Raw genomic sequence first — 23,541 nt, forward strand, 5'->3', positions numbered from 1 at the left:
GTTTACGGATGGCCCCATGACTGACGACGATCGCATCAAACTCGAACCCAGCTGGAAAGCCGCATTGCGCGACGAATTCGACCAGCCCTACATGCATCAGCTGCGCGAATTCCTGCGCCAGGAGCACGCGGCCGGCAAAGAGATCTACCCCCCGGGCCCGCTGATCTTCAATGCCCTTAACTCGACGCCGTTGCAGCAGGTCAAGGTGGTGATCCTCGGCCAGGACCCGTATCACGGCCCAGGCCAGGCCCATGGCCTGTGCTTCTCGGTGCAGCCGGGCATTGCCACGCCGCCGTCGCTGGTCAATATCTACAAAGAGCTGCAGCGCGACCTGAACATCCCGATCGCCAGCCACGGCTACCTGCAGAGCTGGGCCGAGCAAGGCGTGCTGCTGCTCAACACGACCATGACCGTGGAGCGCGCCAATGCGGCTTCACATGCCAAGAAGGGCTGGGAGTTCTTTACCGACCGGGTCATCCAGGTGGTCAGCGAGCAGTGCCCGAACGTGGTGTTTCTGCTGTGGGGCGCGCATGCCCAGGGCAAGCAGAAGCTGATCGATGGCACCAAGCACCTGGTGCTGAAGTCGGTGCATCCGTCGCCCTTGTCGGCGTATCGGGGCTTCCTCGGTTGCGGGCACTTCAGCCGGGCCAACAGCTTCCTCGAGCAGCGTGGGTTGGCACCGATCAACTGGGCCTTGCCGCCGCTTTGATGGCATGAAACACCGCGAAGCAGGCGACGCGGTGTTTCAGGCTTTTTCTGCGTTCCAGAGCCGGAACAGCGGCTCTGCCAAAAACAACACGAACAACAAGCGCATCACTTGCAGCGCTGTCACCAACGGCACCGACAGCTGCAGGGTTTCCGCCGTCAGGCTCATCTCCGCAATCCCGCCGGGCATCATCCCCAGGGTCAGCGAACGCAGGTCTAGCGCCGTCATCACGCTCAGCCCCCACGCTGCGCTGCCGGCAATCAACATGCACAGCGCCGTGGCCAGCAACGTACGGCCCAGAAACGAAGGTGCGCGGCGGAAAAACGCGCGGTTGAAGTGGCAGGCCAGGCCGCTGCCAATCAGCCACTGGCCGATTTGGCTCGCGCCATCAGGCAGGCCGATCTGCAGGTTGCCCGCCAGGCTAACCGTCGCCGCCACCAGCAGCGGCCCGAACAGCCAGGGGTTGGGCTGGCGCAACCGCTGCCAGATAAAGCCCGCGGCTATACCCAGCGGGGCGATCAACGCTAGCCAGCCCCAGCTCACACTGCCGGCATGATTGAGCGGTACACCGTCACCCATCAAGAACTTGAACAGCGCCGGCACGCACAGCACCACCGCCAACACACGCAGGCTTTGCGCCGCCGCCACCTGGCTGAGCACCGCACCATTGCGCGCGCCCAGGTTGACCATCTCTCCCGAACCGCCCGGCATGCTGGCAAAGAAGGCGGTTGCGCGGTCTTCGCCGGTACGTCGCAGCAACCACACGCTGATCACGCTGGACAGGGTAGTGAACAGCGCGCCAAAGAAGATCAGCAGAAAGTGGCTGCCCACCTGTTCGATCACGGCGGGGGTGAAGTGCAGGCCGATGCCCAGGCCGATGATGCATTGCCCGCATTTGCGCCCATTGGGGATTTCCGACAGCTGCCAGGGGGTCAGGCAGCGCACCAGGATGATCGCCAACAACGCGCCGACCATCCAGGGCAAAGGCCAGCCGACCGTGCTGGCGAGATACCCACCAGCAAGGCCGACCAGCCCGGTAGCCCAATACAGGGGCAACGACCGATCAGGCATCAGCCATGGCCCGGCGCTGCAGGCTGCGCTTGCGCCAGATACGCAGCAGCGGCAGGCACAGCATGCACACCACCAGGACCCACACGCCCATGCTGATCGGGCTGGACCAGAGGATGCCCAGCTCACCGTTGGAGATCGACAGCGCACGGCGCAGGTTCTGCTCCATCAGCCCGCCGAGGATGAAGCCGAGCAGGATCGGCGACAGCGGGAAGTCCAGCTTGCGCAGGATGTAGCCCATGATGCCGATGCCGACCATCAGGAACAGGTCGAAGGTGGTGGCGTGCACGGCATACACGCCGATCCCGGTGATGATCGCGATCACCGGCACCAGCGCCCAGTTCGGCACGGCGAGGATGCGGGTGAAGATGCGGATCATCGGGATGTTGAGGATTACCAGCATGATGTTGGCGATGAACAACGAGGCGATCAGGCCCCAGACGATGTCTGGCTGCTGTTCGAACAACAGCGGGCCGGGGGTGATGTTGTACAGGGTCAGTGCGCCGATCATCACCGCGGTGGTGCCCGAACCTGGCACGCCGAGGGTCAGCATGGGGACCAAGGCGCCGCAGCAGGAGGCGCCGATAGCGGTTTCTGGCGCGGCCAGGCCACGGGCATCACCCTTGCCGAACTTGCCGCTTTCGCCAGCGATACGCTTCTCGGTCATGTAGGCCACGGCGCTGGCCAGGGTCGCGCCGGCACCTGGCAGCACGCCCATGATGAAGCCGAGCAGGCCGCAGCGGATGTTCACCGCGAACACCGAAGCCGCTTCCTTGACGTTGAACAGCATGCGCCCAGTGGCCTTGACCGCCTGGTGGCCATGGTGGGTCTTTTCCAGCAGCAGGAGGATTTCGCTGATCGAGAACAGCCCCAGCACCAGCACCACGAACTGGATGCCGTCGGCCAGGTGCACGCTGTCACCGGTGAAGCGGTAGACGCCGCTGTTGGCGTCGATGCCGACCGCCGACAGGAACAGGCCGATCAGCGCAGCGATGAAGGTCTTCAACGGTTTGTCGCCGGCCATGCCGCCCAAGGCGACTATGGCGAACACCATCAGCACGAAGTATTCCGCCGGGCCGAAGGCGATCGCCCATTTCGCCAGCAGCGGGGCGAACAGCACCATGCCGCAGGTGGCGATGAAGGCGCCGATGAACGAACTCCAGGCAGACAGCGACAAGGCAACGCCTGCCAGGCCCTGGCGGGCCATCGGGTAGCCGTCGAGGGTGGTCATCACGGTCGAAGCTTCGCCCGGGATGTTCAGCAGGATCGAACTGATGCGCCCGCCGTATTCGCAGCCCAGGTACACCGCAGCCAGCAGAATCAGCGCCGACTCAGGCGGCAGGCCCAGGGCAAAGGCGATGGGGATCAGCAAGGCCACGCCGTTGATCGGGCCCAGGCCCGGCAACAAGCCGACCACGGTGCCGATCAGGGTGCCACTGAGGGCGGTGACCAGGTTGTACGGGCTCAGGGCGACGCCGAAGCCCTGGCCCAGGTAGCTCAAGGTATCCATGTGTCAGTTCTCCAGTACGCTCAGCAGGCCAAGGGGCAGGGGCACGTCCATCACGCGGTCGAACAGCCAGTAGAGGAACAGGCTCATGCCGACCACGACGATGGCGCTGTGCAGCCAGCGGCCGCCGTACAGCCGAGCCATGGGCAGGCCGACCAGGATGGCGCTGAGGATGAAGCCCAGCGGTTCGAAGGTGGCAGCGAAGACGATCAGCAGGCCGACGCAGGCGGCGATCTTGATCAGGGTTTCGCGGTCCAGTTCTGGCTCGTCATCCTTGCGCACGATGGGCGTTGGGCGGATGGCCAGGTAAAGCAGGCCCAGGCCCATCAGGCCGAGCATCAGCAGCGGATAGGCCCGTGGGCCAACCGGTTCGTAGGAAAACGCAGCCTGGTACGGCCAGGCCATCACGGCCAGGGCGGCGCATACCGCCAGCAGGACCAGGGCGAAGAGGCGTTGCAGGATCATCGGGGAATCCTCGTTGGACGCGGACTCTGTGGGAGCGGGCTTGCCCCGCGAACACCGGCAAAACCGGTGCCATGCACCGAGGTGCCAGCTTCGCGGGACAAGCCCGCTCCCACAGGGATCTGTTCAGGTAGTCGGCGAGTTACTGAATCAGGCCGAATTCCCTGGCCAGTGCCTTGTAGTCAGCCACCTGCTTCTTCACATAGCCGTCCAGCTCTTCGCCGGTCATGGCGAACGGGAACAGCTCGCGCTGGTCACGCAGCTTGGCGAAGTCTTCCGAGGCCAGCATCTTGTCGAACGAGGCCTTCCACCAGGCGTAGTCCTCGTCGCTCACCTTCGGCCCCAGGTAGAAGCCGCGTACCACCGGCCAGACGATGTCGTAGCCCTGCTCCTTGGCGGTAGGGATGTCTTTCATCTCTGGCTCGTCCAGGCGGTTTTCGGAGAACACCGCGAGGATGCGCATGTTGCCGCTCTGGATGTGCGGCATGGAGTCGGAGATGTCGGTGGAGCCGACCTGGATGTGCCCGCCCAGCAATGCAGTGGCAATTTCACCGCCGCCTTCCAGGGCCACGTAACGCAGGTCACGCGGGTTGATGCCGGCGGCCTTGGCGATCAGCGCGGTTTGCATCCAGTCTTGGCTGCCGACCGTGCCACCGGAGCCGATCACGACCTTGCTCGGGTCTTTCTTCAGGGCAGCAACCAGGTCGTCGAGGGTTTTGTAGGGCGAATCGCTCTTCACGGCGATGGCACCGTAGCTGGTGCCGACGGCTGCCAACCACTTGACCGCGTTCTCGTCGAAGCGGCCGAACTTGCCTTGGGCCAGGTTCAGCAGCGAGCCACTGGACCACGCCACCAGAGTGCCGGCATCCCCTGGGCGCTGGGCCACCACGGCGTTGTAGGCCACCGCGCCGACGCCGCCGGGCATGTAGGTGACACGCATGGGCTTGCTGAGGATTTTCTCCTGCACCAGGGCGCTCTGCACCAGTTTGCAGGTCAGGTCGAAGCCACCGCCAGGCGAGGCAGGGGCGATGCATTCGGGGCGTTTCGGTTCGGCAGCGAGGGCGTTGCCGGCCAGCAGCAGGCAGCCGGTAGCGAGGACGAGGCGGCGCAGTGAAAAGGTCATCGTCAATCTCCGTGAGCGTTGTTGTTATTGGGTTACCACAGGGCCACGCTGTAGCTCACCAGCAGCCGCACTTCGTCGGCGTCGCGGGCAAAATTCGAGCGGAAGGTGGCGTTGCGCAAGCGCACGGCGACGTTTTTCAACGGGCCGCTTTGTACCACGTACTTGAACTCGGTGTTGCGTTCCCACTCCTTGCCCTCGCTGCCATCTGCGCGGCTGACGTTGTCGCCGCTGATGTAACGGGTCATGAAGGTCAGGCCGGGGATGCCCAGGGCCGCGAAGTTGTAGTCGTAGCGCATCTGCCAGGAGTGCTCGTCGGCACCGGCGAAGTCGTTGATCTGCACGAAGTTGACCAGGTACGGGTCGGCGCCATCGATGTAGGGGAAGGCGCTGTCGCCGGACAGGTGCTGGTAGGCGGCACTGACCTTGTGCCCGCCCAGGGCGTAGCTGAGCATGCCATTGACGGTGGTGTTGTCGATGTTGCCGGCCTTGGCGGCGCCGGCATCGTCACTCACGGCAAGGCGCAGGTCAGCGCCCAAGGTGCCCGGCCCCCACGGCTGGGTGGCGACCATGCCGAGGAAGTGCTGGCGGTAGATGTCGTCGAGTTGGGCGAAGTGGTAGCTGCCGGTGATGCGATCGGTGAACTGGTAGTCCAGGCCCGCGAGGTCGAGGTTATCGGCCGTGAAGGTGCCACCGAAGCGGCCGTTCTTGTTGTTGAGGGCCAGGTCTTCCCAGTTGGTGTCGTTGCGGTCCTTGGCCTTTTCCAGGCGCCCACCGGTGAAGGTCAGGTGGCTGATTTCTTTGGAGGTGAGCAAGCCACCTTCGAAGGTTTGCGGCAGGATGCGCCCGTCGTTGGGCTGCAGGGTCGGCAGCTCGGGGATCAGCGTGCCGATCTTCAATTCGGTCTTGGAGACTTTGACCTTGCCGGTCAGGCCGAGCTTGGAGTATTCGTCGGCGGCCTTGCCGTCGTCATGGGTCGGCAGCAGGCCGGTGTCGGTGCGGTCGGGGCTGGAGTCGAGCTTGATGCCGAGCATGCCCAGCGCATCCAGGCCAAAGCCCACGGTGCCGTCGGTGTAGCCAGACTCGAAGTTGAGCATGAAACCCTGGGCCCATTCGTCGCGCTTGGATTGCTGCGCGCTGGTGCCGTCGCGAAAGTCGCGGTTGAAGTACATGTTGCGGGTTTCGAAGGTCGCCGTGCTGTCTTCGAAGAAGGCGGCCTGGCTCATGGGCGCGACACCGGCGAGCGCAAGGGCGCTGGCGATGGCAGAAGGGCGTGCGGCAAAGGAACGGGTAGGCACGAATGCCTGCGGCTGCGATGACAGCATCGTCGATGACTCCGTTTATTGTTCTTATTCGTTGCACCTTGCTGGTGCTTTTTTCGGCGCGTGGGGCGACCGTGGTGCGATGCTAGGTAACGAACCTTTCGCTAACCTTTCAGCGTGAAAGGTTTGTCAGAAGGGGCTTCACAGGCCGGTCGACAGCGGTACACTCCGCGCCACCGCCCCACCCGAGCAGGGAGAATCCGATGCGTGTGCTGCTGGTCGAAGACCACCTGCAACTGGCCGAAAGCGTGGCCCAGGCCTTGAAAAGTCACGGCCTGACCGTGGATGTACTGCATGACGGCGTGGCTGCCGACCTGGCCCTGGCCAGTGAGGAATATGCCGTTGCCGTGCTCGATGTCGGCTTGCCGCGCATGGATGGCTTCGAAGTGCTGGCGCGTTTGCGTGGCCGCGGCAAAACCCTGCCGGTGCTGATGCTGACCGCGCGCAGTGACGTCAAGGACCGGGTCCACGGGCTGAACCTGGGGGCTGACGATTACCTGGCCAAGCCGTTCGAACTGACTGAGCTGGAAGCCCGGGTCAAGGCCTTGCTGCGCCGCAGCGTGCTAGGTGGCGAACGCCAGCAGCGTTGCGGGCCGTTGGTGTACGACCTGGATACCCGGCGCTTCAGCCTGGGCGAGGACAACCTGACCCTGACCTCGCGTGAACAGAGCGTGCTTGAAGCGCTGATCGCCCGCCCGGGCCGGGTGATGAGCAAGGAGCAACTGGCCGCCCAGGTGTTTGGCCTGGACGAAGAAGCCAGCCCCGACGCCATCGAAATCTACATCCACCGCCTGCGCAAAAAGCTCGACGGCCACCCGGTGGCGATTGTCACCTTCCGTGGCCTGGGGTATCTGCTCGAGCATCGCGATGCGTGACAACGGCAGCTTGCGCGGGCGGCTGTTGGGCAACCTGGCACTGTTGCTGGTGGTGCTGATGCTGGCCAGCGGCCTGAGCGCCTATTGGAACGGCCGCGAAGCCGCCGACACGGCCTACGACCGGACCTTGCTGGCCTCGGCACGGACCATCGCCGCGGGCTTGTCGCAACGCGACGGCTCGTTGAGTGCGGACGTGCCCTATGTGGCCCTGGATACCTTCGCCTACGACAGTGCCGGGCGTATCTACTACCAGGTGCTGGACATCAAGCAGCGCTTGATTTCGGGCTACGAGAACCTGCCAGCGCCGCCGCCTGGCACGCCGCGCACCGACGACTACCCGGCGCTGGCGCGGTTCTACAACGCGACGTACCTCGGCCAGGACGTGCGCGTGGTCAGCCTGCTCAAGCCGGTCAGCGAGCCGAACATGAACGGCATGGCGGAAATTCGCGTGGCCGAGACCGAAGAAGCGCGGGTGCGCATGGCGCGCGGGCTGATGGCCGATACCCTGCTGCGCCTTGGGATGCTGGCACTGGGCGCCTTGGTGATGGTGTGGTTTGCGGTCAGTGCCGCGCTACGCCCGCTGGAGCGCCTGCGCACCGCCGTGGAAGAGCGCCAACCCGATGACCTGCGGGCTTTGCCGGTGGTGCAGGTGCAGCGCGAACTGGGCCCACTGGTGCGGGCCTTGAACCACTTTACCGAGCGCTTGCGCGGGCAGTTCGAGCGCCAAGCCCAGTTCATCGCCGACGCCGCCCACGAGTTGCGCACGCCCTTGGCGGCGCTCAAGGCGCGGGTCGAGTTGGGCTTGCGTTCATCCGAGCCGCAGGAGTGGCGGCAGACGTTGGAATCAGCTGCCCAAGGCACGGACCGCTTGACCCACCTGGCCAACCAGCTGTTGTCATTGGCACGGGTCGAGAATGGCGCCCGGGCAATCGCCGAAGGTGGCGCGCAGCGCCTGGACCTCAGCCAGTTGGCCCGCGAACTGGGCATGGCCATGGCGCCCTTGGCGCATAACCGTGGCGTGGCATTGGCCCTGGAGGCCGAGGCGCCCGTGTGGCTCAAGGGTGAGCCGACCTTGCTCAACGAGCTGCTGAGCAACCTGGTGGATAACGCTTTGGCGCATACCCCGGCCGGTGGCAACGTGATCCTGCGGGTGCTGGCGCCGGCGGTGCTGGAGGTCGAGGATGACGGCCCGGGTATTCCCGAGGATGAGCGCGAACGGGTGTTCGAGCGCTTCTACCGCCGCAGTGCCCAAGGCAGTGGGCTGGGGTTGGCGATTGTCGGCGAGATCTGCCGCGCGCACCTGGCGCAGATCAGCCTGCACGATGGCGAGAAGGGCGGCTTGCGGGTGCGGGTGAGCTTCATCGCTGACTAGGGTTTTACTGTCCATTGGCCCGTCGGCACTGTAGGAGCAGCCTTGTGCTGCGAAAGGGCCAGTGACTGCAGCGAAGATTTGCTGTGCTGTTACCGGCCTCTTCGCAGCACAAGGCTGCTCCTACCTGAATCGCGCAGGAGGGGAGGTGCAGCGGACTTTTGGCGGCCTAGCGCAACAGGCTCCGCGCCTCGAGCAGCTCTTCGACTTCCAGTTCGGTGCCGAACGGCAGCCCCAGGTGTCGGTACGCCGGCAACGCGGCCAGTGGCCGGCTACGCCCACGTTGGCTGATGCAGCGGGCGATCTGCACGACGTCGATATAGTCGACCTTGTCGGTCTGCCGGTCGAGGTCCTGAACCTGGCTCGGCAGGTTGACCAATTGCTCGGGAAACTCCCACGCCTTGAGGATCTTGTCACCCAGCACGGGCTGTATCTGCTCGATCACGTAGTGCAGGCAGACCGGGTCGGACAGCAGCTCGTTGTGTTCTTCGGCGTAAATCAGCACCGGCAGGGCACCGATCTGGTTGACCAGCCCACCGAGGGTCGCCTGGTCGGGTTTGAGGTGGGTGAAACGGCGGCAGATTTCGTAGCTGATGCCTGCCACTTCCAGGCTGTTGACCCAGATATCGCGCAGCTTTTGCTCAACAGCCGGCGAGCGAGCATGAAAGATCTGTTCGATCACCAGGCCGATGGCCAGGTTGCAGCTGTAGTTGATGCCCAGGCGAGTGATTGCGGTATGCAGGTCGGTGACCTCGACCGCAGCGCGCAACAGTGGGCTGTTGACGACTTTGATCAGGCGCGCCGAGAGGGCCGCGTCGCGACCGATCACCTTGCTCAGGGCCGACACGCTGATCTCGCTATCCTCGGCGGCCTCGCGGATGCTCAAGGCAACCTCGGGCAGGGTCGGCAGGACCAGGTCATCCTTTTCGATGGCATCGAGCAACTGTGCTTGAACCATCTCGGCCAGCTTGTTCATGGACTTCTCTACCGCAGTGGTGGTGCGGCCCCGTCACGCGGACGGGGCAGGCTGGTCAGCGCTGGATTTCCCGGTCGCGGTCCAGTTCGTAGGGCAGGCTCAGCACGTGCAGGCGTGGCCCTTCCAGGCTGCCCAGGTGCAGATTGTCATCGGCCACCGCATCGGCGCTGAGCACCGCGAGCAACTCGCAACCGGTACCCGCACTGGCCGCGATCACCACTTCACCGACCGAGGAACCATGGGTGGGCGAGAAGATCTCGGCACCTGGCGCGGGGATGTCCTGCTGATCGAGCGAGAGCCGGTACTGACGGCGCTTGAGCTTGCCCAGGTACTGCATGCGGGCAACGATTTCCTGGCCGGTGTAGCAGCCCTTCTTGAAGCTGACCCCGTCCACGGCCTGCAGGTTGATCATCTGCGGGATGAACAGCTCGCGGGTAGGGCCCATGACTTGGCCAATACCTGCGCGGATCTGGCCCAGCAACCAGTCGTTGAGGCTGCCTTCAGGCAGGCTGGCGGCGAGTGCCGCGCCTACGTGGGCGGCCTGCTCGGCAGGTACCCACAGCTCGACACGGCCTGCGGATACGGCGATGGCGATCAGGCCCTCGTGGCGCACGGTGGCGCCCGCTTCGACCAGCGGCGTCAAGCCCAAGGCTTGCAGTGCCGCCTCGCCACCCTGCAGGCCAAAGCGCGCCCAGGCGGCGCTCTCGTCGCTGAGGGTGGCCTTGGAGAACACGGCGTACTTCTTGAGGTCGGCCAATTGGGCATCGAGCAGCTCACTGGCCATGGCCAGCAGGTAACCGTTGCCTTCGGGCACGATACGGAAACTCGACTGCATGCGCCCTTTGACCATGCAGCGGGCACCGAGGCTGGCATGTTCCTGGCTGAGGTAGTTGATGTTGCAGGTCAGCTGGCCCTGCAGGAACTTGCCTGCGTCGGAGCCGCGGACGGCGAGGATGCCCTCGTGGGACAGGGGGCTGAAGAAAGCGGAATCGGCCATGGGTCATCGCGGTGGCTAAAGACTGGCGGCCATCATAGAACGCCAGTAACAAAATAGGTAGGTGACTAGACCAACGCCCTGTGCCGCTTCGCTCGCCTGGCTGTATACTGGCGGGCCATTCGAGGAGGGCCCCATGGTCGAACAAACTGAACTCAACCGGCTTTTCTGGCACAGCCGCCGCGGCATGCTGGAACTGGACGTACTGTTGGTGCCTTTTACCCAGGAAGTCTACGCCACCCTCAACGAAGCCGACCGCGAACTCTATGTACGCCTGTTGAGCTGCGAAGATCAGGACATGTTCGGCTGGTTCATGGAGCGCACCGAGTCTGAAGACCCGGAGCTGCAGCGCATGGTCCGCATCATCCTGGACCGTGTCCAGCCCAAGTGAGTTTTTCGAAAGCCGTTGGCAAGGCTCGCGCCTGCTGCTGACGGCTTACCTGAGTTGCCAGGTGCTGGCGCTGTTCACTGTATGGGTGAGCGCGTTGCCCTGGTGGCTGTCCCTGGCGGCCACTGCCGCGTCTGTCGCCCACGCCTGCTGGGCCATCCCCCGACGCATTTTGCTCACGCATCCGCATGCGGTTACCGGGCTGCGCCGAGACCTGCTTGGTTGGCGGGTATTCAGCCGCGCCCAGGGTTGGCAGCCGGTGCGTTTGTGCCGGGACAGCGTTGCGTTGCCGGGGATGGTGGTCGTGCGGTTTGTACGGGAGGGGCGTTGGCTGGGGGAGGGGCAGTGCGTTCCCAGGGATGCCCTCGGGGCTGATGAGCATCGGCGGTTGCGGGTAAGGCTGAAGTTCAGCCGGCGCAGGTGGGCTGAGGTATCTCGGGTATAGGTCAGAACCGGGTGGGCTTCTTCGCGGGTAAACCCGCTCCCACAGGTACCGCGCCCGGCTCGAGGCCTACGCCGTCCCTGTGGGAGCGGGTTTACCCGCGAAGAAGACAGCGCCGATTCAGACCGGGCTGAGGATGGTGTCTTTAGCCTCGTCCAGCATCCCCGGATAATCCAGCGTGTAATGCAACCCGCGGCTTTCCTTGCGCTGCATCGCCGAACGAATCATCAGCTCCGCCACTTGCGCCAGGTTGCGCAGCTCGATCAGGTCGCGGCTGACCTTGTAGTTGCTGTAGAACTCGTCGATTTCGTCGAGCAGCAGGCGGATGCGGTGTTCGGCGCGCTGTAGGCGCTTGCTGGTGCGCACGATGCCGACATAGTCCCACATAAAGCGCCGCAGTTCGTCCCAGTTGTGCGCGATGATCACATCCTCGTCCGAGTCCGTTACCTGGCTGGCATCCCAGCCGGGCAGGGCTTTGGGCATGTCGACCTGTTCCAGGTGCGCCTGGATGTCGGCGGCAGCGGCGCGGCCATAGACGAAACATTCGAGCAGCGAGTTGCTGGCCATGCGGTTGGCGCCATGCAGGCCGGTAAAGCTGGTCTCACCGATGGCATACAGCCCAGGCACATCGGTATGCCCGCGGTCGTCCACCACCACGCCGCCGCAGGTGTAGTGGGCTGCGGGTACTACCGGGATCGGCTGGCGGGTGATGTCGATGCCGAAGGCCAGGCAGCGTTCGTAAACGGTGGGGAAGTGGCCTTTGATGAAATCGGCCGGCTTGTGAGTGATGTCCAGGTACACGCAGTCCACACCCAGGCGCTTCATCTCGTGGTCGATGGCGCGGGCCACGATGTCACGCGGGGCCAGTTCTTCGCGGGGGTCGAAGCGTGGCATGAAGCGCTCGCCGTTGGGCAGGCGCAACAGGGCGCCTTCACCGCGCAGGGCCTCGGTGATCAGGAAGCTCTTGGCTTGGGGGTGGTACAGGCAGGTGGGGTGGAACTGGTTGAACTCAAGGTTGGCCACCCGGCAGCCCGCGCGCCAGGCCATGGCGATGCCGTCGCCGCAGGCACCGTCGGGGTTACTGGTATACAGGTAGACTTTGGCCGCGCCTCCGGTGGCGAGCACGGTGAAACGTGCACCGAAGGTGTCCACTTCGCCGCTATTGCGGTTCAGCACGTAGGCACCCAGGCAGCGCTCGCCGGGCAGGCCCAGGCGGCGCTCGGTGATCAGGTCGACCGCCACGCGCTGCTCCAGCAGCTGGATGTTCGGGCGCAGGCGGGCCTGGGCCAGCAGGGTGGTGAAGATCGCGGCGCCTGTGGCATCGGCGGCGTGGATGATGCGCCGGTGGCTGTGGCCACCTTCGCGGGTCAGGTGGAACTCGAAGCCCCCATCGTCGACGCCGTGCTGCTCATCCCGGGTAAAGGGCACGCCTTGCTCGATCAACCACTGGATGGCTTCGCGGCTGTGCTCGACGGTGAAGCGCACGGCATCTTCATGGCACAGGCCGCCGCCGGCATTGAGGGTGTCCTCGACATGCGACTGTACGGTATCGGTGTCGTCCAGCACGGCGGCAACACCGCCCTGGGCCCAATAGGTCGAGCCATTGGCCAGGTCGCCCTTGCTGAGCACGGCGATACGCAGGTGGCTGGGGAGGTTCAGTGCCAGGCTGAGACCGGCGGCGCCGCTGCCGATCACCAGGACATCATGTTGGAATTGTTGGCTCATGTCGGGACACTAGTAATCTACGGAAGGGGCACGGCACAATAGTCACGCGCCGATGGCATTGTGAAACTATCGTTAAACCAGGCCGGGTTGCCTTTATAGCAGCCCCGGGTGGCCAATTTCCATGCCACTTGCCAGGAAGCAGCGACCTTGTGGGAACTTTCCGACAGCTACGGAAATCCTATGAAGGCTGCCCGCACGCCACAAATGTCGCGGCGACGCACGGCGGCAGCTCTATTCGGGCTGACACCTGCGTATTCGAAACCTGATTATTGACGTTGCCGGCCGTGACCGCGCCGCGTCTTCCGTGCGAGCCGACCAAGGGCTGCAGGAAACTTGCTTGGAGGGGAGAACTTTTGCGCAAAGCCCGAGTCTATGTTTGCAAGCCTGAACGATGGCTGTTGCAACGCTCCTTCGAGTCTACCGAGGAGTGTTCATGCTAACCCAGGAAGAGGATCAGCAGCTTGTCGAGCGCGTGCAGCGCGGTGACAGGCGAGCTTTCGATCTGTTGGTGCTGAAGTATCAGCACAAGATTCTCGGGTTGATCGTGCGGTTCGTTCACGATACCCACGAGGCCCAGGATGTAGCACAGGAAGCCTTTATCAAGGCCTACCGTGCGCTTGGCAATTTTCGCGGAGACAGTGCGTTTTATACCTGGCTGTACCGCATCGCCATCAACACGGCGAAGAACTACCTGGTGTCCCGTGGAAGACGGCCACCAGACAGTGATGTGAGCTCCGAGGATGCGGAGTTTTACGACGGCGATCATGGTCTCAAGGATCTCGAGTCCCCAGAGCGCTCGTTGTTGCGGGATGAAATCGAAGGCACGGTCCATCGCACCATCCAGCAACTGCCCGAAGACCTGCGTACGGCATTGACCCTGCGCGAGTTCGACGGATTGAGTTACGAAGACATTGCCAGTGTCATGCAATGTCCGGTGGGTACCGTGCGCTCTCGAATCTTCCGCGCTCGGGAGGCCATAGATAAAGCCCTGCAGCCGTTGTTGCAGGAAACCTGAGACAGCGGCTACAGCCAAGAGAGGAACCGCCATGAGTCGTGAAGCGTTGCAGGAATCGCTGTCCGCGGTAATGGATAACGAAGCGGACGAACTGGAATTACGTCGGGTACTGAGTGCCGTCGACGATGCCGAAACCCGTGCCACCTGGTCGCGTTACCAGGTCGCTCGCGCAGCGATGCACAAGGAACTGCTGCTGCCCAACCTCGATATCGCCTCGGCGGTGTCGGCAGCGTTGGCCGACGAAGCGGTACCGGCCAAGGTCAATAAAGGCCCATGGCGCAGCGTCGCTCGCCTGGCAGTCGCTGCCTCGGTGACGGTTGCCGTGCTGGCGGGTGTGCGCATGTACAACCAAGATGAAATCACCGGTGCAGAGCTTGCCTCCCAGCAACCGCAGCAGGGGCTGAGCGTGCCACAAACTCAAGGCCCGGCGGTATTGGCAGGCTATAGTGAAAGCAGTGAGCAACCGACCGGGCCGATGGCCAACGGTGTGCTGCAGAACCAAGCCGGCTGGGATCAGCGTCTGCCAGGCTACCTGCGCCAGCACGCCCAGGAATCTGCGCTCAAGGGCAGCGAAACCGCGTTGCCGTATGCCCGCGCCGCCAGCCTGGATAACCCCGCTAAGTAAGGAGGATCATGCGCGCGCTACCTCTCCTGTCGCTGCTGATAGGCAGCTGCATGACGGTGCCAGCGTTGGCTGCCAATTCTTCGCCCGAGGCGAATGAGTGGCTGAACAAGCTGGCACAGGCCGAGCAAAAGCAAAGCTACCAAGGCTCTTTCGTCTACGAGCGTAACGGCAGCTTTTCTTCCCACGATATCTGGCACAGGGTTGAGGACGGCAAGGTCAGCGAGCGGCTGCTGCAGCTCGATGGCACTGCCCAGGAAATCGTGCGCGTGGATGGCAAGGTTGCATGCGTCAGTGGTGCCTTGGTCAACGGCGTTACGACGCCGCCCGATGCGGCGCCGCGTGCGCTGGATCCCCTCAAATTGATGGGCTGGTACGATCTGGGTGTGGCGGGCAAGTCACGTGTCGCCGGGCGCGACGCGGTGATCGTCACCCTCACACCGCGCGACCAGCACCGTTATGCGTTCGAATTGCACCTTGACCGCCGCACCGGCTTGCCGCTGCGCTCGTTGATGCTCAACGACAAGGGGCAATTGCTTGAGCGCTTCCAGATGACCCGCCTCGATACCGATGACCTGCCTACCGCGGATGACTTGCGCCCCAGTGCCGCTTGCAAACCGGTGGAACGTGGCACCAGCACCGGCCAGGAAACCGTCGCCGGCTGGCGCTCAGACTGGCTGCCGCCGGGTTTTGAGCTGGTCAACAGCTCGGTGCGCCGCGACCCGGCCCGCAACAGCACGGTCAGCAGCCTGATGTATGACGATGGCCTGGCGCGCGTTTCGGTATTCCTCGAGCCGGTCAACGACAACTCAGGCACCGACACACGCGTGCAACTCGGCCCAACCGTGGCGGTATCGCGCCGTCTGAACACGCCGAAGGGCAAGGTCCTGGTCACTGTGGTAGGTGAAATACCCCTGGGTACTGCAGAGCGCATTGCGCTGTCGATGCGGCCTCAGGATGCCCAGGCGCGGCAATGATGGCGTGCGCTTTTCAGGTGGTTTCCGGCGTGAGAGACATGCTCCTGAAATGAAATTAAAGCATTGTCATTTGCAATCTTTCCGTAAATTTTCTATAGGTCAGGCTTCTTGGAGCCTGGCCTTTCCTGCTTGTGCAGGGGCCTTACGCTAACCACGCTCGTTGTGACGGGAGCCGTATGTCTATACCACGCTTGAAATCCTACCTATCGATGTTCGCCGCCGTGCTCATGCTCGGCCAGGTGCTCACCGCCCAGGCCGAGGAAGCCCTGCCGGACTTCACCACGCTGGTCGAGCAAGCCTCGCCGGCCGTGGTCAACATCAGTACCAAGCAGAAGCTGCCGGACCGCCGCATCGCCGCTGGGCAGATGCCGGACCTCGAAGGCCTGCCGCCGATGTTCCGCGAATTCTTCGAGCGCAACATGCCGCAACAGCCCCGCTCGCCGCGCGGTGATCGTCAGCGTGAAGCCCAGTCGCTGGGTTCGGGTTTCATCATTTCCAGCGATGGCTACGTACTGACCAACAACCATGTGGTGGCCGACGCCGACGAGATCATCGTCCGCCTGTCGGACCGCAGCGAGCTGCAAGCCAAGCTGGTCGGCACCGACCCACGCACCGACGTCGCGCTGCTCAAGGTCGAAGGCAAGAACCTGCCGACCGTCAAGCTGGGCGACTCCGAGAAGCTCAAAGTGGGTGAGTGGGTGCTGGCCATCGGTTCGCCGTTCGGCTTCGACCACTCGGTGACCAAAGGTATCGTCAGTGCCAAAGGCCGTACCCTGCCTAACGACACCTACGTGCCGTTCATCCAGACTGACGTTGCCATCAACCCGGGCAACTCCGGCGGCCCGCTGTTCAACATGCAGGGCGAGGTCGTGGGTATCAACTCGCAGATCTTCACCCGCTCGGGCGGCTTCATGGGCCTGTCGTTCGCGATCCCGATCGATGTGGCGATCGACGTATCCAACCAGCTGAAAAAAGACGGCAAGGTCAGCCGTGGCTGGCTGGGCGTGGTGATTCAGGAGGTTAACAAGGACCTGGCTGAGTCCTTTGGCCTGGACAAACCGGCCGGTGCCCTGGTGGCCCAGGTGCTGGAAGATGGCCCAGCCGCCAAAGGTGGCCTGCAGGTGGGTGACGTGATCCTGAGCATGAACGGCCAGCCGATCGTCATGTCGGCCGACTTGCCGCACCTGGTCGGCAGCCTCAAGGACGGCGACAAGGCCAAGCTCGAGATCATCCGCAACGGCAAGCGCCAGAACCTGGACGTGAGCGTCGGTGCGCTGCCGGACGATGACGCTGACATTGGCACCGGGACCGGTGCAGATGGCAGTGCCGAGCGCAGCAGCAACCGTCTGGGCGTTTCGGTCGCTGACCTCAGCGCCGAGCAGAAGAAAGCCCTCGAACTCAAGGGTGGCGTGGTCATCAAGGAAGTCCAGGATGGCCCGGCTGCATTGATCGGCCTGCGCCCAGGTGATGTCATCAGCCACCTGAATAACCAGGCCATTGGCTCGGCGAAGGAATTCACCGAGATCGCCAAGGACCTGCCGAAAAACCGCTCGGTGTCCATGCGCGTACTGCGCCAGGGGCGTGCGAGCTTTATCACCTTCAAACTGGCTGAATAAGCGGGTCTTCAGGTAGGAAAAGGGGCAGCGTTGGCTGCCCTTTTTCGTGGAATCTACGGAGAAATGGGCTGGTCCGATCGCCGGCAAGCCGGCTCCCACAGGTGGGGTGGAGCTTTCAGGTACGGCGCTGCGGCGTTACGAAGCGGCTTGCCAGCGACACTGTCGGCACAGACAGCCGATCAGGAATCTCCCATATCCCTGCTGCTTGAGGTACAATTCCCGGCTATTTTTCGGCGGGCGTCCCGGCTCGCAGCCTTTTCGAGTGTTGACCCGTGAGTGATTTGAGTCATATCCGCAATTTCTCCATCATCGCCCACATCGACCATGGCAAGTCGACGCTGGCCGACCGTTTCATCCAGATGTGCGGTGGCCTGTCTGCGCGCGAAATGGAAGCCCAGGTCCTCGACTCCATGGACCTGGAGCGCGAACGCGGGATCACCATCAAGGCCCACAGCGTCACGCTTCATTACAAGGCGCAAGACGGCAAGACCTACCAGCTGAACTTCATCGACACCCCCGGCCACGTCGACTTCACCTATGAAGTCTCGCGCTCGCTGGCCGCCTGTGAAGGCGCACTGTTGGTGGTGGACGCCGGTCAAGGCGTCGAAGCCCAGTCCGTGGCCAACTGCTACACCGCCATCGAGCAAGGCCTCGAGGTCATGCCGGTGTTGAACAAGATGGACCTGCCCCAGGCTGACCCGGACCGCGTCAAGGACGAGATCGAGAAGATCATCGGCATCGACGCTACCGACGCCGTGGCGTGCAGTGCCAAGAGCGGCATGGGCGTCGACGAGGTGCTCGAGCGCCTGGTGCACACCATCCCCGCGCCGGTAGGCGAAATCGACGCGCCGCTGCAGGCGCTTATCATCGACTCCTGGTTCGACAACTACCTGGGCGTTGTCTCGCTGGTGCGCGTGCGCCAGGGCCGCGTCAAGAAAGGCGACAAGATCCTGGTCAAGTCCACCGGCAAGGTGCACCTGGTCGACAGCGTCGGCGTCTTCACCCCGAAACACACCCAGACCGCCGACCTCAAGGCCGGTGAAGTGGGCTTCATCATCGCCAGCATCAAAGACATTCACGGTGCACCGGTTGGTGACACCCTGACCCTGTCCTCGACCCCGGAAGTCGAAGTGCTGGCGGGCTTCAAGAAGATCCAGCCACAGGTCTACGCCGGCCTGTTCCCGGTCAGCTCGGACGATTTCGAGGACTTCCGCGACGCGCTGCAGAAGCTGACCCTCAACGACTCCTCGCTCCAGTACATGCCGGAAAGCTCCGACGCCCTGGGCTTCGGTTTCCGCTGCGGCTTCCTGGGCATGCTGCACATGGAGATCATCCAGGAGCGCCTGGAGCGTGAGTACGACCTGGACCTGATCACCACTGCGCCTAGCGTGATCTACGAGCTCGAACTGAAAACCGGCGAAACCATCATCGTCGACAACCCGTCGAAGCTGCCGGACGTTTCGTCCGTCACCGACTTCCGCGAGCCGATCGTCACCGCGACCATTCTGGTGCCGCAGGAGCACCTGGGTAACGTCATCACCCTGTGCATCGAGAAACGTGGCGTTCAGCGCGACATGCAGTTCCTCGGCAGCCAGGTTCAGGTGCGTTACGACATGCCGATGAACGAGGTGGTACTGGACTTCTTCGACCGCCTCAAGTCGACCAGTCGCGGTTACGCTTCGCTGGACTATCATTTCGATCGCTACCAGTCGGCCAACCTGGTCAAACTGGATGTACTGATCAACGGCGACAAGGTCGATGCCCTGGCGTTGATCGTGCACCGCGACAACGCGGCCTATAAAGGCCGTGCGTTGACCGAGAAGATGAAGGAACTGATCCCTCGGCAGATGTTCGATGTGGCGATCCAGGCAGCCATCGGCGGCCAGATCATCGCGCGGACAACCGTCAAGGCGCTCAGAAAGAACGTACTGGCCAAGTGCTACGGTGGTGACGTCAGCCGTAAGAAGAAACTGCTGGAGAAGCAGAAGGCCGGTAAGAAACGCATGAAGCAAGTGGGCAACGTGGAGATTCCACAAGAGGCCTTCCTTGCTGTGCTCAGGTTGGATAGCTAGGTCCTATGTCGCTAAATTTCCCGCTGTTGCTAGTCATCGCCGTAGCTGTCTGCGGCCTGTTGGGCTTGATCGACCTGCTGTTCCTGGCCCCGCGCCGGCGAGCGGCAATCGCCAACTATCAGGGGCGCGTCAATCCGCCCGAGATGGCGGTGGTCGAGCGCCTGAACAAGGAGCCGCTGCTGGTCGAATACGGCAAGTCGTTCTTCCCGGTGCTGTTCATCGTGCTGGTACTGCGCTCGTTTTTGGTCGAGCCGTTCCAGATCCCTTCGGGGTCGATGAAGCCGACCCTGGAAGTGGGCGACTTCATCCTGGTGAACAAGTTCTCGTATGGCATTCGCCTGCCGGTGATCGACAAGAAGGTCATCGAGGTGGGTGACCCGCAACGCGGCGATGTGATGGTGTTCCGCTATCCGAGCGACCCGAACGTCAACTACATCAAGCGTGTCGTTGGCCTGCCGGGCGACCAGATCCGCTACACCAACGACAAGCGGCTGTACGTCAATGGCCAACCCATTGCCGAACAACTGGTGGGCACCGAACCGGGCACCTTGGGCAGCGCCGAGCTGTACAAAGAGAAGCTGGGCGAGGCCGAACACCTGATCCGCAAGGAAATGAGCCGTTACCGCATGCCGCCGGACCAGCAATGGACCGTACCGGCTGGCCATTACTTCATGATGGGCGACAACCGCGACAACTCCAACGATAGCCGTTACTGGGATGACCCGAACATTCCCAAGGAACTGCACGGCATGGTTCCGGACCGGAACATTGTCGGCAAGGCCTTCGCGGTCTGGATGAGCTGGCCAGAGCCCAAGCTCAGCCATATGCCCAACCTGTCGCGGGTCGGCCTGATCCATTGATACCCTTCGGCGCTGTCCAGCAGACAGCGCCGAATGCATTTCTGACATAGGCTGTGTTCTCAGGGATCGAGAGTTTCGCCGCGTACAGCGGCGGACCACAGCCAAACAGTCTTTCAGGATGTTGATTTGAACAACGCGTTGAACAACGAACGGGTGGCCGCATGAGTGCTTCCCTCGCCGCACTGGAGCGAAAGCTCGGTTACACCTTCAAGAACCAGGACCAGATGCTTCTGGCCCTGACCCATCGCAGCTACGCCGGGCGCAATAACGAGCGCCTGGAGTTTCTGGGCGACGCCATTCTCAACTTCGTGGCCGGTGAGGCGCTGTTCGAGCGCTTCCCGCAGGCCCGTGAAGGCCAGTTGTCGCGCTTGCGTGCGCGTCTGGTCAAGGGTGAGACCCTGGCCCGCCTGGCGCGAGGCTTTGATCTGGGCGAGTACCTGCGCCTGGGTTCGGGTGAGCTGAAAAGCGGCGGTTTCCGCCGCGAATCGATTTTGGCCGATGCCCTGGAGGCGCTGATTGGCGCCATCTACCTGGACGCGGACATGCAGACCGCCCGGGAGCGTATCCTGGCCTGGCTGGCCGATGAATTCGAAAGCCTGACCCTGGTCGACACCAACAAGGACCCCAAGACCCGCCTGCAAGAGTTCTTGCAGTCGCGCAGCTGTGAGCTGCCGCGCTACGAGGTGGTGGATATTCAGGGCGAACCGCACTGCCGTACCTTCTTCGTCGAATGCGAAGTGGTGCTGCTGAACAACAAGAGCCGTGGTCAGGGTGTGAGCCGGCGTATCGCTGAGCAAGTCGCCGCTGCGGCTGCATTGATCGCCCTGGGCGTGGAGAATGGCAATGACTGATAACAACCCGACTCGCTGCGGCTACGTGGCCATTGTCGGCCGCCCCAACGTGGGCAAGTCGACCTTGCTCAACCACATCCTCGGGCAGAAGCTGGCGATCACCTCGCGCAAGCCGCAGACCACCCGCCACAATATGCTCGGCATCAAGACCGAGGGTGATGTGCAGGCGATCTACGTCGACACGCCGGGTATGCACAAGGCCAACGACAAGGCCCTGAACCGTTACATGAACCGTAACGCTTCGGCCGCCCTGAAAGACGTCGACGTGGTGATCTTCGTGGTTGACCGTACCCGCTGGACCGACGAGGACCAGTTGGTGCTCGAGCGCGTCCAGTACGTCAGCGGCCCGGTCATCCTGGCGGTCAACAAGACCGACCGCCTGGAAGAAAAAGCCGACCTGATTCCGCACCTGCAATGGCTGCAGGAGCAACTGCCGAACGCGGAAGTGGTACCGATCTCCGCGCAACAGGGGCATAACCTCGAAGCGCTGGAAGGCCTGATCGCCAAGCACTTGCCGGAGAACGAGCACTTCTTCCCGGAAGACCAGATCACCGACCGCAGCAGCCGTTTCCTGGCCGCTGAACTGGTGCGCGAGAAGATCATGCGCCAGTTGGGTGCGGAGCTGCCGTACCAGATCACCGTAGAGATCGAAGAGTTCAAGCAGCAAGGGCACGTGTTGCACATCCATGCGCTGATCCTGGTCGAACGCGATGGCCAGAAGAAGATCATCATCGGTGACAAGGGCGAGCGTATCAAACGCATTGGCTCCGACGCGCGCAAGGACATGGAAGTGCTGTTCGACGCCAAGGTCATGCTCAACCTCTGGGTCAAGGTCAAAGGCGGTTGGTCCGACGATGAGCGCGCCCTGCGCTCGCTGGGCTACGGCGACCTGTAACCCCTGCTGTATGGGCTTGGGGCTGCCTTGCAGCCCATCGCCGGCAAGCCGGCTCCCACACAACCGCAGCGCTACCGAGCCCTGTAGGAGCCGGCTTGCCGGCGATGGGCCGCATAGCGGCCCGATTGGCCTTGGGACAAGTGATTGCCATGGAACAACCTGTCGGCCAGCCGGCCTATGTGCTGCACAGTCGTGCCTACAAGGAAACCAGCGCACTGGTGGACTTCCTCACGCCGCAAGGCCGTGTGCGGGCCGTGTTGCGCCGTGCGCGGGGCAAAGGTGGCAGCCTGGTGCGGCCGTTCGTGCCGCTGGAAGTGGAGCTGCGCGGGCGCGGCGAGCTGAAGAATGTCGGCCGCCTGGAGACACTTGGCATCGCCGCCTGGTTGCACGGCGATGCGCTGTTCAGCGGGTTGTACCTCAACGAGCTGCTCATGCGTTTGCTGCCCGCCGAAGCCCCTCACCCTGCACTGTTCGAGCACTACACCCTGACATTGCAGGCGCTGGCCGCCGGGCGCCCTCTGGAGCCGTTGTTGCGTTCTTTCGAATGGCGCCTGCTGGACGAGCTCGGTTATGCGTTTTCGTTGCAGCATGACGTGAACGACTTGCCGATCGCCGCCGATGGCCGCTACCGCTTGCGCGTGGATGCCGGGCTTGAGCGGGTCGAGTTGCTGCAGCCCGGGTTGTTCCTGGGGGGCGAGCTGTTGGCCCTGGCGCAAGCCGACTGGGAAGCCCCGGGGGCGCTGCTCGCAGCCAAGCGGTTGATGCGTCAGGCACTGGCCGTTCACCTGGGCGCCAAACCCCTGGTCAGCCGGGAACTGTTTCGCAAGCGCTGATCACGTCGTATGCTGTGGGGCTCAATCTTCAGGAGAGCCTTTCGTGACTCACAGCAACCGCATGCTTCTCGGCGTAAATATCGACCACGTGGCGACACTGCGCCAGGCCCGGGGCACGCGTTACCCTGATCCGGTCAAGGCTGCCCTGGATGCCGAAGAGGCGGGTGCCGACGGCATCACCGTGCACCTGCGCGAAGACCGCCGGCACATTCAGGAGCGTGATGTGGTGGTGCTCAAGGATGTACTGCAGACCCGCATGAACTTCGAAATGGGCGTCACCGAAGAGATGATGGCCTTCGCCGAGAAGATCCGCCCGGCGCACATCTGCCTGGTGCCCGAGACCCGTCAGGAGCTGACCACCGAAGGCGGCCTGGACGTGGCGGGGCAAGAGGCACGGATCAAGGCAGCAGTCGAGCGCCTGGCCCGCACCGGTGCCGAAGTGTCGCTGTTCATCGACGCCGACGAGCGGCAGATCGAAGCCTCGCGTCGCGTAGGCGCGCCGGCCATCGAGCTGCACACCGGCCGTTACGCCGATGCACAGACGCCGACTGAAGTCGCTGAAGAACTCAAGCGCATCGCGGACGGTGTTGCGTTCGGGGTGGGCCAAGGGCTGATCGTCAATGCCGGCCATGGCCTGCATTACCACAACGTCGAGGCAGTCGCGGCGATCAAGGGCATCAATGAGCTGAACATCGGCCACGCGTTGGTGGCCCATGCGCTGTTCGTCGGCTTCAAGGCTGCGGTGGCGGAGATGAAGGCGTTGATCGTGGCGGCTTCGCGCTGATCGCAGGTTGACGGAACTGGCCTCATCGCCGGCAAGCCGGCTCCCACAGGTACAGCGCTAGC

General features: G+C 63.3%; 23 protein-coding genes. 15 read left to right on the top strand and 8 right to left on the bottom strand.

Annotated elements, in window-relative coordinates; genetic code table 11:
- The first annotated feature begins 16 nt into the window (after positions 1 to 16).
- Positions 17 to 709, top strand: coding sequence for a uracil-DNA glycosylase (ung, locus tag QOS90_RS20280; protein ID WP_027594131.1), 693 nt, complete (start codon positions 17 to 19; stop codon positions 707 to 709).
- Between the two features lie 36 nt (positions 710 to 745).
- Here ung and QOS90_RS20285 read toward each other — a convergent pair whose 3' ends face one another.
- The 5 genes from QOS90_RS20285 to QOS90_RS20305 form a co-directional block, all read right to left on the bottom strand.
- A complete protein-coding gene (locus tag QOS90_RS20285) occupies positions 746 to 1,777 on the bottom strand; it encodes an AbrB family transcriptional regulator (protein ID WP_027594132.1) in 1,032 nt (343 codons plus the stop codon).
- The gene (locus QOS90_RS20290) at positions 1,770 to 3,284 is read right to left on the bottom strand and encodes a tripartite tricarboxylate transporter permease (protein ID WP_027594133.1); all 1,515 of its coding nucleotides are present in this window, start codon (positions 3,282 to 3,284) and stop codon (positions 1,770 to 1,772) included. Before QOS90_RS20290 ends, QOS90_RS20285 begins: the two co-directional genes overlap by 8 nt.
- A 3-nt stretch (positions 3,285 to 3,287) precedes the next feature.
- Positions 3,288 to 3,746 carry a tripartite tricarboxylate transporter TctB family protein gene (locus QOS90_RS20295; protein WP_027594134.1) on the bottom strand — a complete coding sequence of 153 codons (459 nt, stop codon included), beginning with the start codon at positions 3,744 to 3,746 and terminating at the stop codon, positions 3,288 to 3,290.
- Between the two features lie 139 nt (positions 3,747 to 3,885).
- On the bottom strand, positions 3,886 to 4,866 hold the full coding sequence (locus QOS90_RS20300; protein ID WP_027594135.1) for a Bug family tripartite tricarboxylate transporter substrate binding protein: 981 nt from the start codon (positions 4,864 to 4,866) through the stop codon (positions 3,886 to 3,888).
- Between the two features lie 32 nt (positions 4,867 to 4,898).
- Positions 4,899 to 6,188 (bottom strand): OprD family porin, encoded by a 1,290-nt coding sequence (locus tag QOS90_RS20305; protein WP_027594136.1) that lies wholly within the window; start codon positions 6,186 to 6,188, stop codon positions 4,899 to 4,901.
- Positions 6,189 to 6,388: 200 nt separating this feature from the next.
- Between QOS90_RS20305 and tctD the strand changes: the two genes are divergently transcribed.
- Both tctD and tctE read left to right on the top strand, forming a co-directional pair.
- Complete coding sequence (gene tctD / locus QOS90_RS20310) at positions 6,389 to 7,060, top strand: two-component system response regulator TctD (protein WP_027594137.1); 672 nt, start codon at positions 6,389 to 6,391, stop codon at positions 7,058 to 7,060.
- A complete protein-coding gene (gene tctE, locus QOS90_RS20315) occupies positions 7,053 to 8,432 on the top strand; it encodes a two-component system sensor histidine kinase TctE (RefSeq protein ID WP_027594138.1) in 1,380 nt (459 codons plus the stop codon). The genes tctD and tctE overlap by 8 nt, the downstream gene beginning before the upstream one ends.
- A gap of 166 nt (positions 8,433 to 8,598) precedes the next feature.
- Here tctE and QOS90_RS20320 read toward each other — a convergent pair whose 3' ends face one another.
- Positions 8,599 to 9,405, bottom strand: a complete 807-nt coding sequence (locus QOS90_RS20320; RefSeq protein WP_027594139.1) for an HDOD domain-containing protein — start codon at positions 9,403 to 9,405, stop codon at positions 8,599 to 8,601.
- 55 nt (positions 9,406 to 9,460) lie between these two features.
- On the bottom strand, positions 9,461 to 10,402 hold the full coding sequence (ygfZ, locus tag QOS90_RS20325) for a CAF17-like 4Fe-4S cluster assembly/insertion protein YgfZ (RefSeq protein WP_027594140.1): 942 nt from the start codon (positions 10,400 to 10,402) through the stop codon (positions 9,461 to 9,463).
- Between the two features lie 133 nt (positions 10,403 to 10,535).
- On the opposite strand from ygfZ, the gene QOS90_RS20330 reads away from it, so the two are divergent.
- Together QOS90_RS20330 and QOS90_RS20335 are read left to right on the top strand one after the other, a co-directional pair.
- Positions 10,536 to 10,790 (top strand): FAD assembly factor SdhE, encoded by a 255-nt coding sequence (locus QOS90_RS20330; protein WP_027594141.1) that lies wholly within the window; start codon positions 10,536 to 10,538, stop codon positions 10,788 to 10,790.
- Positions 10,774 to 11,232: a protein YgfX gene (locus QOS90_RS20335; RefSeq protein WP_081717487.1), complete on the top strand. Its 459-nt coding sequence runs from the start codon at positions 10,774 to 10,776 to the stop codon at positions 11,230 to 11,232. The genes QOS90_RS20330 and QOS90_RS20335 overlap by 17 nt, the downstream gene beginning before the upstream one ends.
- A gap of 117 nt (positions 11,233 to 11,349) precedes the next feature.
- Here QOS90_RS20335 and nadB read toward each other — a convergent pair whose 3' ends face one another.
- Positions 11,350 to 12,954 carry an L-aspartate oxidase gene (nadB, locus tag QOS90_RS20340; RefSeq protein ID WP_027594142.1) on the bottom strand — a complete coding sequence of 535 codons (1,605 nt, stop codon included), beginning with the start codon at positions 12,952 to 12,954 and terminating at the stop codon, positions 11,350 to 11,352.
- 433 nt (positions 12,955 to 13,387) lie between these two features.
- On the opposite strand from nadB, the gene rpoE reads away from it, so the two are divergent.
- The 10 genes from rpoE (at position 13,388) to pdxJ (ending at position 23,479) form a co-directional block, all read left to right on the top strand.
- Positions 13,388 to 13,969, top strand: a complete 582-nt coding sequence (gene rpoE / locus QOS90_RS20345) for an RNA polymerase sigma factor RpoE/AlgU (protein WP_003252049.1) — start codon at positions 13,388 to 13,390, stop codon at positions 13,967 to 13,969.
- A gap of 31 nt (positions 13,970 to 14,000) precedes the next feature.
- Positions 14,001 to 14,594 (top strand): sigma-E factor negative regulatory protein, encoded by a 594-nt coding sequence (locus QOS90_RS20350; protein ID WP_027594143.1) that lies wholly within the window; start codon positions 14,001 to 14,003, stop codon positions 14,592 to 14,594.
- 8 nt (positions 14,595 to 14,602) lie between these two features.
- Complete coding sequence (locus QOS90_RS20355; protein WP_027594144.1) at positions 14,603 to 15,568, top strand: MucB/RseB C-terminal domain-containing protein; 966 nt, start codon at positions 14,603 to 14,605, stop codon at positions 15,566 to 15,568.
- Positions 15,569 to 15,777: 209 nt separating this feature from the next.
- The gene (locus tag QOS90_RS20360; protein ID WP_371097684.1) at positions 15,778 to 17,184 is read left to right on the top strand and encodes a DegQ family serine endoprotease; all 1,407 of its coding nucleotides are present in this window, start codon (positions 15,778 to 15,780) and stop codon (positions 17,182 to 17,184) included.
- 272 nt (positions 17,185 to 17,456) lie between these two features.
- Entirely contained in the window at positions 17,457 to 19,256 is a 1,800-nt protein-coding gene (gene lepA, locus QOS90_RS20365) for a translation elongation factor 4 (RefSeq protein WP_085273580.1), read from the top strand.
- Between the two features lie 5 nt (positions 19,257 to 19,261).
- Complete coding sequence (lepB, locus tag QOS90_RS20370) at positions 19,262 to 20,116, top strand: signal peptidase I (RefSeq protein WP_027594147.1); 855 nt, start codon at positions 19,262 to 19,264, stop codon at positions 20,114 to 20,116.
- 161 nt (positions 20,117 to 20,277) lie between these two features.
- Positions 20,278 to 20,967: a ribonuclease III gene (gene rnc / locus QOS90_RS20375; protein ID WP_027594148.1), complete on the top strand. Its 690-nt coding sequence runs from the start codon at positions 20,278 to 20,280 to the stop codon at positions 20,965 to 20,967.
- On the top strand, positions 20,960 to 21,862 hold the full coding sequence (gene era / locus QOS90_RS20380; protein WP_027594149.1) for a GTPase Era: 903 nt from the start codon (positions 20,960 to 20,962) through the stop codon (positions 21,860 to 21,862). The genes rnc and era overlap by 8 nt, the downstream gene beginning before the upstream one ends.
- 149 nt (positions 21,863 to 22,011) lie before the next feature.
- Entirely contained in the window at positions 22,012 to 22,695 is a 684-nt protein-coding gene (recO, locus tag QOS90_RS20385) for a DNA repair protein RecO (protein ID WP_027594150.1), read from the top strand.
- A 61-nt stretch (positions 22,696 to 22,756) separates the two neighbouring features.
- The gene (gene pdxJ / locus QOS90_RS20390) at positions 22,757 to 23,479 is read left to right on the top strand and encodes a pyridoxine 5'-phosphate synthase (protein ID WP_189662533.1); all 723 of its coding nucleotides are present in this window, start codon (positions 22,757 to 22,759) and stop codon (positions 23,477 to 23,479) included.
- The last annotated feature ends 62 nt before the right edge of the window (positions 23,480 to 23,541 follow it).

Origin of the sequence: Pseudomonas sp. LAIL14HWK12:I10 (assembly GCF_900184205.1) — a bacterium.
In the GTDB taxonomy this organism is placed as follows: Bacteria; Pseudomonadota; Gammaproteobacteria; order Pseudomonadales; family Pseudomonadaceae; genus Aquipseudomonas; species Aquipseudomonas kermanshahensis.